This is a genomic window from Sediminihaliea albiluteola (assembly GCF_014077625.1).
In the GTDB taxonomy this organism is placed as follows: domain Bacteria; phylum Pseudomonadota; class Gammaproteobacteria; order Pseudomonadales; family Halieaceae; genus Sediminihaliea; species Sediminihaliea albiluteola.
The window spans coordinates 342,521-358,817 of record NZ_JACFXU010000017.1 but is presented as its reverse complement, the minus strand read 5'-3'; the positions used below and the strand labels follow the sequence as shown (position 1 = coordinate 358,817).

Below are 16,297 nucleotides of genomic sequence, written 5' to 3'. Positions count from 1 at the left end.
TTAAAGCCTGGCGATGACCTACTCTCACATGGGGAGACCCCACACTACCATCGGCGATACGTCGTTTCACTTCTGAGTTCGGAAAGGATTCAGGTGGTTCCAACGCTCTATTGTCGCCAGGCAAACTGGCTTGGATATTTCGGTCTTAGGCACTGTAGGTGCGGCCTACTTTGATCCAAATAAGGCGGTAAATTAAGCTGTCTGTTCTTTCTGAGTTGCCTAGCAACTCTGGACTTAATCACAACATCCGCTGTCTACTCATACTCGCCTTGCGGCAAGCAAATAACTTGGATTATATGGTCAAGCCTCACGGGCAATTAGTACTGGTTAGCTCAACGCCTTACAGCGCTTCCACACCCAGCCTATCAACGTTGTAGTCTTCAACGGCCCTTTAGGGGAATTAAATTCCCAGGGAGAACTCATCTTGGGAGGGGCTTCCCGCTTAGATGCTTTCAGCGGTTATCCTGTCCGAACGTAGCTACCGGGCAATGCGTCTGGCGACACAACCCGAACACCAGTGGTTCGTCCACTCCGGTCCTCTCGTACTAGGAGCAGCTTCCCTCAATTCTCCAACGCCCACGGCAGATAGGGACCGAACTGTCTCACGACGTTCTAAACCCAGCTCGCGTACCACTTTAAATGGCGAACAGCCATACCCTTGGGACCGGCTTCAGCCCCAGGATGTGATGAGCCGACATCGAGGTGCCAAACACCGCCGTCGATGTGAACTCTTGGGCGGTATCAGCCTGTTATCCCCGGAGTACCTTTTATCCGTTGAGCGATGGCCCTTCCATACAGAACCACCGGATCACTAAGACCTACTTTCGTACCTGCTCGACTTGTCAGTCTCGCAGTCAAGCGCGCTTGTGCCTTTACACTAACCTCATGATTTCCGACCATGATTAGCGCACCTTCGTGCTCCTCCGTTACTCTTTGGGAGGAGACCGCCCCAGTCAAACTACCCACCACACAATGTCCTCGATCCAGATAATGGACCTAAGTTAGAACCTCAACTTTACCAGGCTGGTATTTCAAGGTTGGCTCCACAACAGCTAGCGCCATTGCTTCAAAGCCTCCCAGCTATCCTACACAAATAAAGTCAAAGTCCACTGTGAAGCTATAGTAAAGGTTCACGGGGTCTTTCCGTCTAGCCGCGGGTATACGGCATCTTAACCGCAAATTCAATTTCACTGAGTCTCGGGTGGAGACAGTGTGGCCATCGTTACGCCATTCGTGCAGGTCGGAACTTACCCGACAAGGAATTTCGCTACCTTAGGACCGTTATAGTTACGGCCGCCGTTTACCGGGGCTTCGATCAAGAGCTTCGCCGAAGCTAACCCCATCAATTAACCTTCCGGCACCGGGCAGGCGTCACACCGTATACGTCCACTTTCGTGTTTGCACAGTGCTATGTTTTTAATAAACAGTCGCAGCCACCTGGTCACTTCGGCCAGCCTCAGCTTAGGGAGCAAGTCCCATCACCAAAACCGGCGTACCTTCTCCCGAAGTTACGGTACCATTTTGCCTAGTTCCTTCACCCGAGTTCTCTCAAGCGCCTTGGTATTCTCTACCTGATCACCTGTGTCGGTTTACAGTACGGTTCCTTCATATCTGAAGCTTAGAAGCTTTTCCTGGAAGCATGGCATCAATCACTTCGCTCGATCTTTCGAAAGAGCTCGTCATCAACTCTCAGCCTTAACCGCCCGGATTTACCTAAGCAGTCAGCCTACAGCCTTAAACAGGGACAACCATCGCCCTGATGACCTAGCCTACTCCGTCCCTCCATCGCAATATGAAGAAGTACGGGAATATTAACCCGTTTCCCATCGACTACGGCTTTCGCCCTCGCCTTAGGGGCCGACTCACCCTGCGCCGATTAGCGTTGCGCAGGAAACCTTGATCTTCCGGCGGGGAGGTTTTTCACCCCCCTTATCGTTACTCATGTCAGCATTCGCACTTCTGATACCTCCAGCAAACCTCCCGGTTCACCTTCAACGGCTTACAGAACGCTCCTCTACCATGCATATAAATATGCATCCGCAGCTTCGGTTACCAGTTTAGCCCCGTTAAATCTTCCGCGCAGGCCGACTCGACTAGTGAGCTATTACGCTTTCTTTAAAGGATGGCTGCTTCTAAGCCAACCTCCTAGCTGTCTAAGCCTTCCCACATCGTTTCCCACTTAACTGGTATTGGGGACCTTAGCTGGCGGTCTGGGTTGTTGCCCTCTCGACAACGGACGTTAGCACCCGCTGTCTTTCTGCCATGATTGTACTCCTAGGTATTCGGAGTTTGCATCGGGTTGGTAAGTCGGGATGACCCCCTAGCCGAAACAGTGCTCTACCCCCTAGGGTAAGACATGACGCTCTACCTAAATAGATTTCGAGGAGAACCAGCTATCTCCGGGCTTGATTAGCCTTTCACTCCGATCCACAGCTCATCCCCTCATTTTTCAACATAAGTGGGTTCGAGCCTCCAGTCAGTGTTACCTAACCTTCACTCTGGCCATGGATAGATCGCCCGGTTTCGGGTCTACTGCCTGCAACTATGCGCCCTATTAAGACTCGGTTTCCCTACGCCTCCCCTATGCGGTTAAGCTTGCTACAGACAATAAGTCGCTGACCCATTATACAAAAGGTACGCAGTCACACCACGAAGGTGCTCCCACTGCTTGTACGCATACGGTTTCAGGTTCTATTTCACTCCCCTCTCCGGGGTTCTTTTCGCCTTTCCCTCACGGTACTGGTTCACTATCGGTCAGTCAGGAGTATTTAGCCTTGGAGGATGGTCCCCCCATCTTCAGACAAGATAACACGTGTCCCGTCCTACTTATCGCAAGCTTAGTACCACAAAAGCGTTTTCGTGTACGGGGCTATCACCCTCTATCGCCGGACTTTCCAGACCGTTCCACTAACCCTTCTGCTATCACTTGCAGGCTGTTCCCCGTTCGCTCGCCGCTACTGAGGGAATCTCAATTGATTTCTCTTCCTAAGGGTACTTAGATGTTTCAGTTCCCCTCGTTCGCCTCCTACACCTATGTATTCAGTGCAGGATACCCAACTTACATTGGGCGGGTTTCCCCATTCGGACATCTCCGGATCAAAGTCTGTTTGCCGACTCCCCGAAGCTTTTCGCAGGCTACAACGTCCTTCATCGCCTCTGACTGCCAAGGCATCCACCGTATGCGCTTAGTCACTTGACCATATAACCGAAGTTATCTGTTCTCTTGTTAGCACAAGAGATCCACCGCTTTTTAACAACAAAAGCAGTGTTCAAGTAGACAGTTCCCTGACCCCCTTAACACAGGCCAGGTACTTAGTAGACAAGAACCGATCAAAGTTCTTGCCCGCCGGATGTTGTGACGCTTAAGTCACAGTGTTGTTTAAAACAACTCGTTTCGATAGCGGGGAATTGATACCCGCTATCAAGAACAATTATCTAAGGATTCTTCAATTCACCGAACCCGAGGGTTGGTGCCTTGCTTGAATCCAAAGACTCAGCTTAATTTACCTTGTTAAAGAACTGTCCGGTTGTGAAAACCAGAAACAAACACACTCATCAGTATTGTTGACAATGTGCTTCTTTCTGAATTCCAATCGATGCGTGGGGATCCCATCCTAACAAACTCATAACTTACAAGCTTGCGAGAAGTGGTGGAGCTATGCGGGATCGAACCGCAGACCTCCTGCGTGCAAGGCAGGCGCTCTCCCAGCTGAGCTATAGCCCCAAGTAAAAGTGTACCAGCAGCAATCACAATACCTGCCAAGTTCACCAAACTGTGCTGATCGCGCTGCGAAGGGCATCGCATACTGCTATGCAAGTGACTTCACGACGAAGATCAGGAGTGATTTGGTAGGCCTGGGCAGATTTGAACTGCCGACCTCACCCTTATCAGGGGTGCGCTCTAACCAACTGAGCTACAGGCCTAAAAAAAGGCACAGCGAAGCTCATGATTACTGTCGCATCAACCGTTCAAGACGAAGACAAATGTGTGAACACTTATCAAGACGTGTCACTATCGTTTAAGGAGGTGATCCAGCCCCAGGTTCCCCTAGGGCTACCTTGTTACGACTTCACCCCAGTCATGAATCACAAAGTGGTGAGCGACCTCCCGAAGGTTAGTCTACCCACTTCTTTTGCAACCCACTCCCATGGTGTGACGGGCGGTGTGTACAAGGCCCGGGAACGTATTCACCGTGGCATTCTGATCCACGATTACTAGCGATTCCGACTTCATGGAGTCGAGTTGCAGACTCCAATCCGGACTACGAAACGTTTTGTGGGATTCGCTCCCCCTCGCGGGTTAGCAGCCCTCTGTACGCTCCATTGTAGCACGTGTGTAGCCCAGGTCGTAAGGGCCATGATGACTTGACGTCGTCCCCACCTTCCTCCGGTTTGTCACCGGCAGTCTCCTTAGAGTTCCCACCATTACGTGCTGGCAACTAAGGACAAGGGTTGCGCTCGTTACGGGACTTAACCCAACATCTCACGACACGAGCTGACGACAGCCATGCAGCACCTGTCACTGCGTTCCCGAAGGCACTAATCTATCTCTAGAAAATTCGCAGGATGTCAAGACCTGGTAAGGTTCTTCGCGTTGCATCGAATTAAACCACATGCTCCACCGCTTGTGCGGGCCCCCGTCAATTCATTTGAGTTTTAACCTTGCGGCCGTACTCCCCAGGCGGTCTACTTAGTGCGTTAGCTGCGCCACCAAGGAATCAAGTTCCCCAACGGCTAGTAGACATCGTTTACGGCGTGGACTACCAGGGTATCTAATCCTGTTTGCTCCCCACGCTTTCGCACCTCAGCGTCAGTATCGAGCCAGGAGGCCGCCTTCGCCACCGGTATTCCCCCACATATCTACGCATTTCACCGCTACACGTGGAATTCTACCTCCCTCTCTCGTACTCTAGTCGGCCAGTATCGGATGCAGGTCCCAGGTTGAGCCCAGGGCTTTCACATCCGACTTAACAAACCGCCTACGCGCGCTTTACGCCCAGTAATTCCGATTAACGCTTGCACCCTCCGTATTACCGCGGCTGCTGGCACGGAGTTAGCCGGTGCTTCTTCTAAAGGTAATGTCACAGTTGAGTGCTATTAACACACAACCTTTCTTCCCAATTGAAAGTGCTTTACAACCCTAGGGCCTTCTTCACACACGCGGCATGGCTGCGTCAGGCTTTCGCCCATTGCGCAATATTCCCCACTGCTGCCTCCCGTAGGAGTCCGGGCCGTGTCTCAGTCCCGGTGTGGCTGATCATCCTCTCAGACCAGCTATGGATCGTCGCCTTGGTGAGCCTTTACCTCACCAACAAGCTAATCCAACGCAGGCTCGTCTAATAGCGCGAGGCCCTAAGGTCCCCCGCTTTCCCCCGTAGGGCGTATGCGGTATTAGCAGCTGTTTCCAGCTGTTATCCCCCACTACTAGGTAGATTCCTGCGCATTACTCACCCGTCCGCCGCTCTACTCACACCGAAGTGCTTTCGCGCTCGACTTGCATGTGTTAGGCCTGCCGCCAGCGTTCAATCTGAGCCATGATCAAACTCTTCAGTTTAATCTTTTACCTCTGTCGCAATACCTGCCAACAAGAGGGGTCATTTACGTGGTTACCCCACGGCAACGACCAAATCTCGGCTCAGACACAATTATCGAAAAATCAAGAATTCATAATGAATCAATGAGTCACTTGTTGTGTCTGATAATAGTCGTGACTACCATCTCAACAAGTGCCCACACATCTGTCTTCGTCTTCTTGTTAAATAACACCAGGTCGCCGGGACTCTGGTTAGTCAGTTGAGGTTGCCCCCTAACTGAGGATGCGCATTATACTGAGTGATTTTGTTTTGGCAACTGTTTTTTGCAAATTTTTGCATTTTTCAGTGCCGATCAATCAGCCCACCTTTGCGACTTAAGTCTTTGAAACTTTTAAAGTTTCTAGGTGGCCTTGGACTGTGCTTTTGTTGCCGCCCTCATCCAAGGGAGGCGAACTATACGTAGAGAAAATGATTGGCGCAAGCCCTTTTTCAAATATTTTTAAAAAAGGGCATAAAAAGCCTTCTTTTAGCTCTTAGAGCAATTCAAAGAGGTGGTGCTTCTTCTTACCCAGCTGGGTCAGGTAGTAACGGCCATAACGTCCACGATCTTCAGCAAACACCTCCACGGGCGAACCGTTATCCTCCCAGCTCAGCGCATCACCATTGACCAACACCGCATTTCGCCCTAAAGCATCTTTCACTTGCTTGCCTGAATTAGCCATTCCAGCCTCAGTGAGCATCTGTGTCAGGGTAGCTGGCAAAGCTTTACGCTCGACAGTGCTCGAGGGCAAGCCGTCCTGCTTTAACTGGGCAAAGTCCGTTTCTGATAAAGCTGCCAAATCGCCACTAAACAGCGAGGCACTAATCCGCTGCGCCGCGGCCAAGCCTTCTTCACCGTGAACTAAGCGCGTCACTTCTGTCGCCAACACCAACTGCGCCTCCGGCCGACCGGAACGCTCAGCATCAGCGCGTTCTAGCTCATCTATATCCGCCACTTCCAAGAAGGTGAAGTACTTAAGGAAACGGTAGACATCCGCGTCGGCAGTGTTGAGCCAAAACTGGTAAAAAGCATAGGGCGAGGTGCGAGCAGGGTCTAACCACACGGCACCGGATTCAGTTTTGCCGAATTTTGTCCCGTCAGACTTAGTAATCAAGGGCACCGTCAGACCAAACGACTTAGCGCCATGCATGCGCCGCGTGAGATCTATACCGCCGGTGATATTACCCCACTGGTCGGAACCACCGATCTGTAAGCTACAGTCATAACGCGCGTTCAGCTCAGCGTAGTCGTATGATTGCAGAATCATATAAGAGAACTCAGTAAAGCTGAGACCACTGCCCTCTCGATCCAATCGCTGCTTAACCGACTCTTTCTGGATCATGGCATTGACAGAAAAGTGCTTGCCGACGTCTCTCAAAAAAGCCAAGACATCCAGACCCGCAACCCAATCTAGGTTGTTCACCACCTCGGCCGAGTTAGCACCCGCATCAAAATCAATAAAACGGGATACCTGCCCACGGATCTTATCTACCCAAGAAGCCACCACCTCAGGTGTATTCAACTTGCGCTCTTGATCCTTAAAGCTCGGATCGCCAATCAAACCCGTGGCGCCACCAACCAGAGCAAGTGGCCGATGCCCAGCCTGCTGAAAACGACGCAGCATCAGTAGCGGTACCAGGTGGCCAATGTGCAGACTATCTGCGGTCGGGTCGAAGCCGCAATAAAGGGTTCGTGATCCGCCATCAAGCCATGCTGGGAGCTCATCTTCTCCCGCAACCTGAAAAACCAGTTCGCGTGCCCGAAGGTCGGCTAAAAGTGCGCTACTCATGTTTGCTTCTCAACTATAAATAATGACAATAGGTTTGAAATAGGGCGGCAACATTACCTCACCCTACAAAAGCTGTGAACCCGAATAATACCGAACTGTTGCTTCACTCCATTTTTCAATATACTCCCGCAACTGGTAGCAACACGAACGATCTGGACTATGAAAATAAATACTAAGCCGCGAGGCGCGACTATCGTTAACTCTGATAGCGCAGCAAAACCCAAAACAAGTCGGCATTTGTTAGCTGTAGCTACAATCACTGCCTGTGTCGCAATTGCGGCGAGTCTCGCTCCTGGCGGAGACGTCGAAGCGAATCGCAGTATCAGCGAGCTAAGCGAGCTCGAATCCGAGCAAGCTGTTGAGCGCATTCTATCAGCTACCAACAGCCCTGCCACGGAGCAAATCGCTCCAGCAATCGAAGATGCCGAGCCCAGCGCCCTGGTGGAACTTGAGCAGTGGCAGGAACAGACCGTGCGCAGCGGCGACAACCTCTCGCTTATTTTCAAACGTGCGGGCTTTGACAACAACGCGGTTCATGAGCTGGTTTACGGCGCCCCCGACGGCAAAGACCTGGCCAAAATCTATCCCGGCCAAACCATCGCTTTTTTGAGCTCCGACGAAAATCAGTTGCTGGGCGTAAAGCACGTCATCTCGGCGCTGGAGTCAGTCACCTACCGTCGCGATGAAAGTGGCAGCTTCGTTACCGAGCGCGACATACGCCAGCCCGAAGTGAGAGAAACCTGGGCCACAGGTGAAATCACTTCCTCGCTGTTTATGGCCGGTAAAAACATGGGGCTATCGCAGCTTAAGATTATGGAGCTGGCGGATATTTTTGGCGGCGTCATAGATTTCGTACTGGATCCACGCAAAGGCGACACTATCCACGTTGTCTACGAAGAGCTTTATTTAGACGGTGAGAAATACCGCGACGGCGAAATCCTCGCAGCCTCTTTCACCAACCGCGGAGAAACTTTTAGCGCTTACCGCTTCGCCGATAGTCAAGGTGATGTCAGCTACTATAATGAGCAGGGTGTTAGCATGCGCAAAGCCTTCCTCATGGCTCCGGTCGACTTCACTCGCATCAGCTCTAACTTCAACTTGCGACGCCTGCACCCTATCTATAAAACAACTCGCCCCCACCGCGGCACCGACTACGCAGCCCCTACCGGCACTCCTGTTTATGCTGCTGGCGATGGCAAGGTCATTAAAGCGGGCTACACTCGCGCCAATGGCAACTATGTCTTTATTCAACATGGTGACCGATACGTTACTCGATACCTCCACCTGCACCAGCGCAAGGTCAAACAGGGTCAACGCGTAGCTCAAAACGCTGTCATTGGCACCGTAGGTAGCACAGGTGCCGCTACTGGGCCGCACCTGCATTACGAGTTCCTTGTTGATGGCGTGCACCGCAATCCCCGCACCATCCACAAAGAGCTGCCCAAGGCCAAGTCACTAGCAGCTTCTGAGCTACCGCGCTTCCAAGAGATGATTGCACCTGCTGCACAGCAATTGGCCAGCCTGCAATCAGCTACCCGCCTGGCCTTGAACAATGCCACGGCGGGAGACAGCAGCCAGCGCTAAGATCCCAATGAGTGCCCGGCTCTACGTAGGCCTGATGTCGGGCACCAGCATGGATGGCATAGACTGTGCCCTCGCCCGCTGTGACGAGCGGGGCACGACGCTACTTGCCACTTACGAACACCCCATCCCCCCGGCCACCAAACAACGCATCGTGGAGATTAGCCGCCCCGGCGATAATGAAATCGAGCGTATGGGTGCGCTAGACCGAGAGCTAGGACATTTATTTGCCAAGGCCACACTAAGCCTGCTTAGCAAAGAGCAAGTGCCAAGCACCGAAATCTGCGCGATTGGCAGCCACGGCCAAACCATTCGCCACCACCCCCCTTCAAGCCATCAGCCCAGCGAACAGGGCTTCACGCTGCAAATAGGTGACCCCAACACGATCGCACAAAGCACCGGCATCACCACCGTGGCGGATTTTCGACGGCGCGATATCGCTGTAGGTGGTGAAGGCGCACCATTAGCCCCCGCTTTTCATGCAGCAGCTTTTGCCAAGGCTGGACACACCCGAGCTATCGTTAACATAGGTGGCATCGCCAACGTCAGCCTGCTTCACAGCGAGGGACAAGTACTGGGCTTTGACACCGGCCCGGGCAACACACTGCTGGACCACTGGATAAATCGGCAGCTCGGGCAGGCCTACGACAAAGACGGCCAATGGTCTGCTGCCGGCAGCATTCGCCCAGACTTATTAGCCCGCCTGCTAGAGCACGACTACCTAAGCCAAAGCGGGCCGCGCAGCACCGGTAAAGAAGTGTTCAACTTGGCTTGGCTAGATGAGTGCCTAGCCGATCTGAGCAGCCCAGCTACTCCACAGGAGGTGCAAAGCACACTGGCTGAATTCAGCGCTGAGAGTATTGCCCGGGGCATAGCTCAGTGTGAAGTGCCGGTATCCGAGGTCTATGTCTGCGGTGGCGGTGCTCGCAATAGCGATTTAATGCGCCGCCTAGCAGCTAAGCTAGGCACTGCCACTTTGGAGACTACCGCCTCCTTAGGTATTGAGCCCGAGTGGGTCGAAGCTGCAGCTTTTGCCTGGCTGGCTTGGCGCAGCATGGCGCAACTCGCTGGAAACATCCCCGCTGTTACGGGAGCCCAGGAGGAAGTTATTCTCGGCGGAATCTATCCCGGCGCCAGACCAAGGACTCAATAAGACTCAAAGTTTACTAGTGACGGGCGCTAATGCGCGCGCATTAGCGCTTAAGCTACATTGAAAATGAAGAACCACAGCCGCAGGTGGTGGCGGCGTTAGGATTATTAATCACAAAACGAGAACCTTCCAAGCCCTCGGTATAGTCCACCTCCGAACCGGCAAGATACTGAAAACTCATCGGATCAACCAGCACGGTAACACCATCTCTTTCGATGGCGGTGTCATCATCCGCAGCCTCTTCCTCGAAAGCAAAACCATACTGAAAGCCCGAGCAACCACCGCCGGTGATATATACACGCAGCTTCAGTGCATCGTTTTCTTCTTCAACAATCAGTTCACGGACTTTAGTCACCGCGCGTGCAGAGAGGTTGATACCACTTGGATTGAAGGATTCGGCTACTGACATGCTTGATTACCGGAGGCGCAGAGCCTCACCTGGACAAATTTAGAAAATCTTTGATTAAGCAATTATGGTAAAACCCAGTAAATTAGTCAACTTTAGCTTGATTGACGCAAGCGAGCTACTAAGACCCTCAACAGCGCCTCGGCAGTGCTACTTCCCCACATGGGTAAACTTATCCAGCACCTGCCAAGGATAGCGCTGTTCTATCACTAGCTTGCGCGGACTGCTCAGCTTAGCTTCCACATCAATAGTTTGTGGCTGAAAACCTTCTGGCAAGTCGAGCTCCCCCTCAATAGCCTGAAAATAGCGAAAGCGCAGGGGGATCTGATTGCTTTCCAAGTCTGCAGTGATCTCAGCTAGCTCGTAGCGCAGCGATTCGCCACCCTCGATGCCCTGTACATAAACCTGCAAATCACCGCGCACCGTGTCATGTTTGCGCGCCTCTTGCTGCACCACAATTCGGTAGGCATAGCGGCCCGGCGTGTCACGGGGAACCAGTTCAATACCACGCAAGCTGAAACCTTGAGCAATATCTCCCGGTGCCATCAAACTGCGATAAAAGCGCAGGCCCTCGGCCAACTCGGCTAACTGCTCCTGCTGGTGAGCAAGGTCCTGCCGCACTAACTCCAAGGAAGCGCGATCGACCTCATGTCGAATGTCGGCTGCGGCCAACTGTCGCTTGAGCTCCTCGATATAAGCCTGAGCTTCAGGCAAGGCCTCCGCCATTGCTCGATAGCGCTGTGGATCAATTCCCATACGGCTATAAGCTTGCTGCTGCCCTAAATAAACCCCCGCTGCCAATATCCCAGCGGCAAGCAACAAGAGCAGCAACAACAAGACCATGCGCCGCTGCCAGCTGCGCACCGCTTTGGGCGCTACGCTTTGCTCACTCTGCTGTGTCAGGGCAACAGTCCTACCTGACGAAGACCGCGGTCCTCAGGCAGACCTAACATAATATTCATGTTCTGTACTGCCTGTCCCGAGGCCCCTTTCACTAAATTATCAATGGTCGACATCACCACTACCGTGTCACGCTGCTGCGGTATCATCAACGACAGCTGGCAGTGGTTAGCGCCTTTGACAGCCCGGGTCTGGGGAAAGGTTCCGTTGGGCAACACATCCACAAAAGGCTCATCGCGATAGCGGTTTTCAAATAATCTCTGCAGGTCCTCGATACTCTGCTCACCGGGCTTGTTTAAGCGAGCAAATAAGGTTGCGTGGATGCCGCGCACCATCGGCAATAGATGGGGCACAAAGGTCAGCGATACATCGCTTCCCGACAGCAATGAAAGGCACTGCTCGATTTCAGGCAAATGGCGATGACCACCCACACCATAAGCCTTGAAGCTACCACTCACCTCACTAGCTAGATTATCGATCTTAGCCTGACGCCCAGCGCCACTGGTGCCACTGGCCGCACTGGCAATAATATTGCTGGGCTCTACCAAGCCAGACTCCAGCAAGGGGATCAGCCCAAGCTCTATCGCAGTAGGATAGCAGCCTGGACAAGCGACCAACTGGGCCTTGGCAATCTGCTCTCGGTTAATTTCTGGCAGGCCATAAACCGCATCGGCTAAGAGCTCTGGGCTGGCGTGCGGCTCACCGTACCACTGCGACCAAAGCTCGGCATCGCGAATACGGTAGTCTGCCGACAAATCAATAACACGAGTACCGGCAGCAAGTAACTCTGGCACCAAGTGCATTGCCACGTTGTGTGGGGTGGCAAAAAACACCACATCACAACTGGCGAGCAAGTCCACATCGGGCTCAGAAAAGGCTAAATCGTAATAGCCGCGCAAGTTGGGAAATAACTCATCCAGCCGGCGCCCGGCTTCTGCTCGAGAGGTAATCGCCACCACCTCGCTGTCCTCATGCTGCGCCAACAGTCGCAGCAACTCGACACCGGTGTATCCAGTTCCGCCGACAATCCCTACTTTCACCATGGCTCTAACCTCTATGCCTCCCGACTCCTACAACTTGTGTGGCACAGTGCTCCTGAGTCGATTCGATGCACTGTGCTAATCCCACTAGTATAGAAGTAATATCACCCAAATTAACTGTTAATATTAGGTTTTTGCTTGGGGAGTTGAATCTATTGCGGCGATGGTTAAGTAGTTACCGGCGTCACCTTACCAACTATCACTCGGCGCTGGCCTACGCAGTACTGGGCGTAGTGGGCGGCCTAGCATCAGGCCTGATCGTGATCGCCTTCGAAGTATCCGTAGCTGAGTTAGCTAAGCTGTGGGGGGTTGGCGGCCGCGGTGAGGGCTTTGAGCTACTGCCAGACTGGCAACTATTCGCACTGCCGGCACTCGGGGGGCTCGCCCTAGGGCTGGGCTTCTCTCTGCTAAAACCAGAAAACCGAGAAACCGGTATTGTCCACGTCTTAAGTCAAATGCACAGCGCTTATGGCGTGCTGCCCCTGCGCAACGCAGTAGTACAGTTCGTCGGGGGCGCATTTGCACTCGCCACTGGCCAGTCCGGCGGGCGCGAAGGTCCCGGCGTCCACCTAGGGGGCGCGATCAACAGCCTACTCGGGCAACGCCTTGCACTGCCCAACAACAGCTTGCGGATATTAATTGCTTGCGGTGCAGCTGGCGGCATCTCCGCCGCTTTCGACACGCCACTGGCCGGCGTTATTTTCGCCATGGAAGTGATAGTGGCGGAATACACTGTCGCCGGCTTCGTTCCCGTAATGCTGGCGGCAGTATCGGCCTCAGCAGTGAGCCGCCACATCGGTATTGGCACCGTACTGTTCTCAATTCCAGCCGTTGAGCTGAACTCTCTCTGGGAACTGCCTTATATCGTTATGCTGGGTGTCTGCTGTGGCGCCACAGTGACTGTCTTCATCTACATCAACCGCCTGAGCTCGCGCCTCAGCCATTGGCCTGTCGCTGTACGCTTCACTATCGCTGGTTGCGTCACCGGCGGGCTGGCGCTGCTGGTGCCGGAAACACTGGGCATTGGTTACGACACCCTCAACCTCGCCCTACAGGGTGAGCTTGTGCTGTACATGCTGGTGGCCATTGGCGCCTGCAAACTAGTTGCCACCGGCGTGAGTTGTGGCATGGGAATGCCTATCGGACTGATCGGACCCAATTTGCTGATGGGCGCTTGCCTCGGTGGCGCGCTGGGGATAGTGGGCCAGATTTATGCCCCGCACCTCGCCTCTGAACCGACACTCTATATTGCTTTAGGTATGGCCGCCTGCATGGGCGCGGTGTTAAATGCTCCGCTGGCGGCGACACTGGCGGTCATTGAGCTGACCCAGTCAGCCGGCGTGGCCATGCCCGCTCTACTTGCAATTATCGCGGCAAACCTGACTAATGAAGGGGTGTTTCGCCAGCGTGCCGCACATCAGGTCGCCCTCAGACTACTGCGGCGCTCTGCCCCTAACGACCCCATTAACCAGCTTCTGCACCGCACTGATGTCACCTCAAATATGGAGGTGAGTGTGGTTAAAATAGATATTGATTTCGACCTTTCCACCGCTGCAACGCTACTTAATGCCACCCCTGCATGGTGCCTTGTGACGCGAGAAGGAGAGGAGTTATTTCTACTTAAGGGCAGCGAGCTGGCAGAATGGTTGCGCCAGCACAGCACTGAGGAAGGCAGCATCAACTTATCTGATATTGACTTGCGGCGCTGGTCTATCGCCCGGGTACCGGTGCAAGCGACCCTGAGACAAGCGATGGACCGCATTAAGGAGCGCACAGTAGAGGCTGTCTGCGTCTACGCTCGCGGCCCCAATGGCAACCGAGTCCTACAGGGCATAGTGACGCGCGATAGTATCGAGCGCTTTACACTGTCCAATCTCTGAGCGGAGTTATTTATGCTGTGGCTAAAGGCCTTACATATTATATTTGTGGTGTGCTGGTTTGCGGGGCTATTTTATCTGCCGCGCATTTTGGTGTATTTCGCGGCCAGTAAGGATACCCAAACCCGCAGCCAACTAGCGCTGATGGCGCGTAAGTTATATCGTTTTGTCACGCCGATGATGTACTTGGCACTGGGCTTTGGGCTGGCCATGATTTTCACCAACCCCGATTACTATCTGCAGGCTAAGTGGCTGTGGCTAAAACTTGCCGGAGTAGCAGCCCTCATTGTCTACCATGTACAGTGCGGCCATTATGTGCGGGCAGTGAATGACGATACGGACTCGCACTCCCATGTGTTTTACCGCTTTTTCAATGAGGTGCCAGTGCTGTTTTTATTTGGGATTGTTCTGCTGGTGGTGCTCAAGCCCTTCTAGCGCGCACACTGTAAACAAATCACTGGGTAGATATTCCTGCAGCCAACACGGATAATCTCCAGCCTATAGCTAACAGCGGCGCGAACTGTCTTTAATGAGGGTTCATTTAGGCGCCGCGGCAACAGGCCCTAAGTACAGCGCTGTAGGCTGGCGCTTATCATCCGCGCCTGAGCGGGCCGCTAGCGGCTCAAACAAGCCAGCACCTTAATTAGCGAACTCAACTTACTGCGTACACATTTGCGCACTCCATTTACAGGAAAGCCATGTCCACATCAGAGCAACTCTTCGAACAAGCTAAAAAGCATATTCCAGGCGGAGTGAACTCTCCGGTCCGAGCCTTTAAAGCAGTAGGTGGCACCCCCGTATTTATCGATCGTAGTGAAGGTGCCTATGTATTTGACTACGAGGGCAAACGCTACATCGATTATGTGCTGTCCTGGGGCCCGATGCTGATGGGACACAACCACCCCCAAGTTCGAGAAGCGGTTATCAAGCAGTGCGAGAAAGGCTTGAGCTTCGGTGCTCCGACGCAGCTAGAAACACAGTTAGCGGACCGCCTGTGCGATATCATGCCCACCATGGACTTAGTTCGCATGGTGAACTCGGGCACGGAAGCTACGATGAGCGCCATCCGCCTAGCGCGTGGCTATACGGGGCGAGATAAGATCGTCAAGTTTGAGGGCTGTTATCACGGCCACTCAGACTCACTCTTAGTCAAGGCCGGCTCCGGCGCGCTGACTTTGGGGGTACCTAGCTCTCCCGGTGTGCCAGCAGCGCTGGCGGATCACACCTTAACTCTCACTTACAATGACATTGATGGCTTGCGCAAAGCTTTCGCCGAGCACGGTGCCGAAATTGCCTGCGCCATTGTCGAGCCAGTGGCCGGCAACATGAACTGCATTCCACCACTGCCAGGTTTCTTAGAAGCGCTGCGCGAGGTCTGCACGGAAAGCGGCGCGGTATTCATCATCGATGAGGTCATGACTGGCTTTCGCTTTGGCTTACAAGGCGCCCAGGGCTTTTACGGTATAGAGGCCGACCTGACCACCTTGGGTAAAGTCATTGGTGGCGGCATGCCGGTCGGCGCTTTCGGTGGTAAGCGGGAAATTATGGAGTGCATTGCGCCTCTAGGACCGGTGTATCAAGCTGGCACTTTATCCGGCAACCCCCTGTGCATGGCCGCGGGGCTAGCGACCTTGGATATTATTTCAGCGCCGGGCTTTTATGAGCCGCTATTCAAGCGCACCGCCAAGCTCTGTGAAGGCTTGGAACAAGCGGCCCGTGCAGCTGGCGTGCCTTTCACGACTAACTCAGCCGGCACCATGTTCGGCAGCTTTTTCACTAGCGAAAAACAAGTGAGCAACTATAGCCAAGTGATGGCCTGTGACATCACTGCCTTTAATCAGTTTTTCCATTACATGCTTGAGCAAGGGGTGTACTTTGCCCCAGCTTCCTATGAAGCTGGCTTTATGTCGGCCGCACACAGCGATGCCGACATCGAGGCCACTATCGCTGCAGCGCAGAGCGCTTTCGCTCGCTTATAGC

Annotated in this window: 9 protein-coding genes, 2 tRNA genes and 3 rRNA genes; 5 read left to right on the top strand and 9 right to left on the bottom strand. The window is 53.4% G+C overall.

The window, feature by feature from the left end:
- Positions 1–5 precede the first annotated feature (5 nt).
- The 6 genes from rrf to tyrS form a co-directional block, all read right to left on the bottom strand.
- Positions 6–121 (bottom strand): 5S ribosomal RNA (gene rrf / locus H2508_RS13440).
- Positions 122–296: 175 nt separating this feature from the next.
- A 23S ribosomal RNA gene (locus H2508_RS13435) occupies positions 297–3,199 on the bottom strand.
- Between the two features lie 449 nt (positions 3,200–3,648).
- Positions 3,649–3,724 (bottom strand) — tRNA-Ala (locus tag H2508_RS13430).
- Positions 3,725–3,847: 123 nt separating this feature from the next.
- Positions 3,848–3,924 (bottom strand) — tRNA-Ile (locus tag H2508_RS13425).
- A gap of 96 nt (positions 3,925–4,020) precedes the next feature.
- Positions 4,021–5,554 (bottom strand): 16S ribosomal RNA (locus tag H2508_RS13420).
- The 16S, 23S and 5S rRNA genes sit together here with 2 tRNA genes alongside, the layout of an rRNA operon.
- A gap of 513 nt (positions 5,555–6,067) precedes the next feature.
- Positions 6,068–7,363 (bottom strand): tyrosine--tRNA ligase, encoded by a 1,296-nt coding sequence (gene tyrS / locus H2508_RS13415; RefSeq protein ID WP_182174724.1) that lies wholly within the window; start codon positions 7,361–7,363, stop codon positions 6,068–6,070.
- A gap of 159 nt (positions 7,364–7,522) precedes the next feature.
- Here tyrS and H2508_RS13410 point away from each other — a divergent pair, with 159 nt between their 5' ends.
- Positions 7,523–8,947 carry a peptidoglycan DD-metalloendopeptidase family protein gene (locus H2508_RS13410; RefSeq protein WP_182174721.1) on the top strand — a complete coding sequence of 475 codons (1,425 nt, stop codon included), beginning with the start codon at positions 7,523–7,525 and terminating at the stop codon, positions 8,945–8,947.
- Position 8,948: 1 nt separating this feature from the next.
- Positions 8,949–10,097, top strand: a complete 1,149-nt coding sequence (locus tag H2508_RS13405) for an anhydro-N-acetylmuramic acid kinase (protein WP_408014945.1) — start codon at positions 8,949–8,951, stop codon at positions 10,095–10,097.
- 52 nt (positions 10,098–10,149) lie between these two features.
- Here H2508_RS13405 and erpA read toward each other — a convergent pair whose 3' ends face one another.
- The 3 genes from erpA to argC all read right to left on the bottom strand — a co-directional run bounded on the left by erpA (position 10,150) and on the right by argC (position 12,443).
- Positions 10,150–10,503 carry an iron-sulfur cluster insertion protein ErpA gene (gene erpA, locus H2508_RS13400; RefSeq protein ID WP_182174715.1) on the bottom strand — a complete coding sequence of 118 codons (354 nt, stop codon included), beginning with the start codon at positions 10,501–10,503 and terminating at the stop codon, positions 10,150–10,152.
- Between the two features lie 147 nt (positions 10,504–10,650).
- A complete protein-coding gene (locus H2508_RS13395) occupies positions 10,651–11,364 on the bottom strand; it encodes a DUF6776 family protein (protein ID WP_182174712.1) in 714 nt (237 codons plus the stop codon).
- Positions 11,365–11,399: 35 nt separating this feature from the next.
- Positions 11,400–12,443 (bottom strand): N-acetyl-gamma-glutamyl-phosphate reductase, encoded by a 1,044-nt coding sequence (gene argC, locus H2508_RS13390; RefSeq protein WP_182174709.1) that lies wholly within the window; start codon positions 12,441–12,443, stop codon positions 11,400–11,402.
- Positions 12,444–12,595: 152 nt separating this feature from the next.
- Here argC and H2508_RS13385 point away from each other — a divergent pair, with 152 nt between their 5' ends.
- From H2508_RS13385 to hemL, 3 genes are all read left to right on the top strand, one after another.
- Positions 12,596–14,320, top strand: a complete 1,725-nt coding sequence (locus H2508_RS13385; RefSeq protein WP_235965347.1) for a chloride channel protein — start codon at positions 12,596–12,598, stop codon at positions 14,318–14,320.
- Positions 14,321–14,332: 12 nt separating this feature from the next.
- Positions 14,333–14,752, top strand: coding sequence for a CopD family protein (locus H2508_RS13380; protein ID WP_182174704.1), 420 nt, complete (start codon positions 14,333–14,335; stop codon positions 14,750–14,752).
- A gap of 263 nt (positions 14,753–15,015) precedes the next feature.
- Positions 15,016–16,296 carry a glutamate-1-semialdehyde 2,1-aminomutase gene (hemL, locus tag H2508_RS13375; protein ID WP_182174701.1) on the top strand — a complete coding sequence of 427 codons (1,281 nt, stop codon included), beginning with the start codon at positions 15,016–15,018 and terminating at the stop codon, positions 16,294–16,296.
- Position 16,297 lies beyond the last annotated feature (1 nt).

Bases quoted from the DNA above. Each gene is read 5' to 3' on its own strand.
- hemL (WP_182174701.1), top strand. From the start codon at position 15,016: ATGTCCACATCAGAGCAACTCTTCGAACAAGCTAAAAAGCATATTCCA.
- tyrS (WP_182174724.1), bottom strand. From the start codon at position 7,363: ATGAGTAGCGCACTTTTAGCCGACCTTCGGGCACGCGAACTGGTTTTT.
- H2508_RS13410 (WP_182174721.1), top strand. From the start codon at position 7,523: ATGAAAATAAATACTAAGCCGCGAGGCGCGACTATCGTTAACTCTGAT.
- erpA (WP_182174715.1), bottom strand. From the start codon at position 10,503: ATGTCAGTAGCCGAATCCTTCAATCCAAGTGGTATCAACCTCTCTGCA.
- argC (WP_182174709.1), bottom strand. From the start codon at position 12,443: ATGGTGAAAGTAGGGATTGTCGGCGGAACTGGATACACCGGTGTCGAG.
- H2508_RS13380 (WP_182174704.1), top strand. From the start codon at position 14,333: ATGCTGTGGCTAAAGGCCTTACATATTATATTTGTGGTGTGCTGGTTT.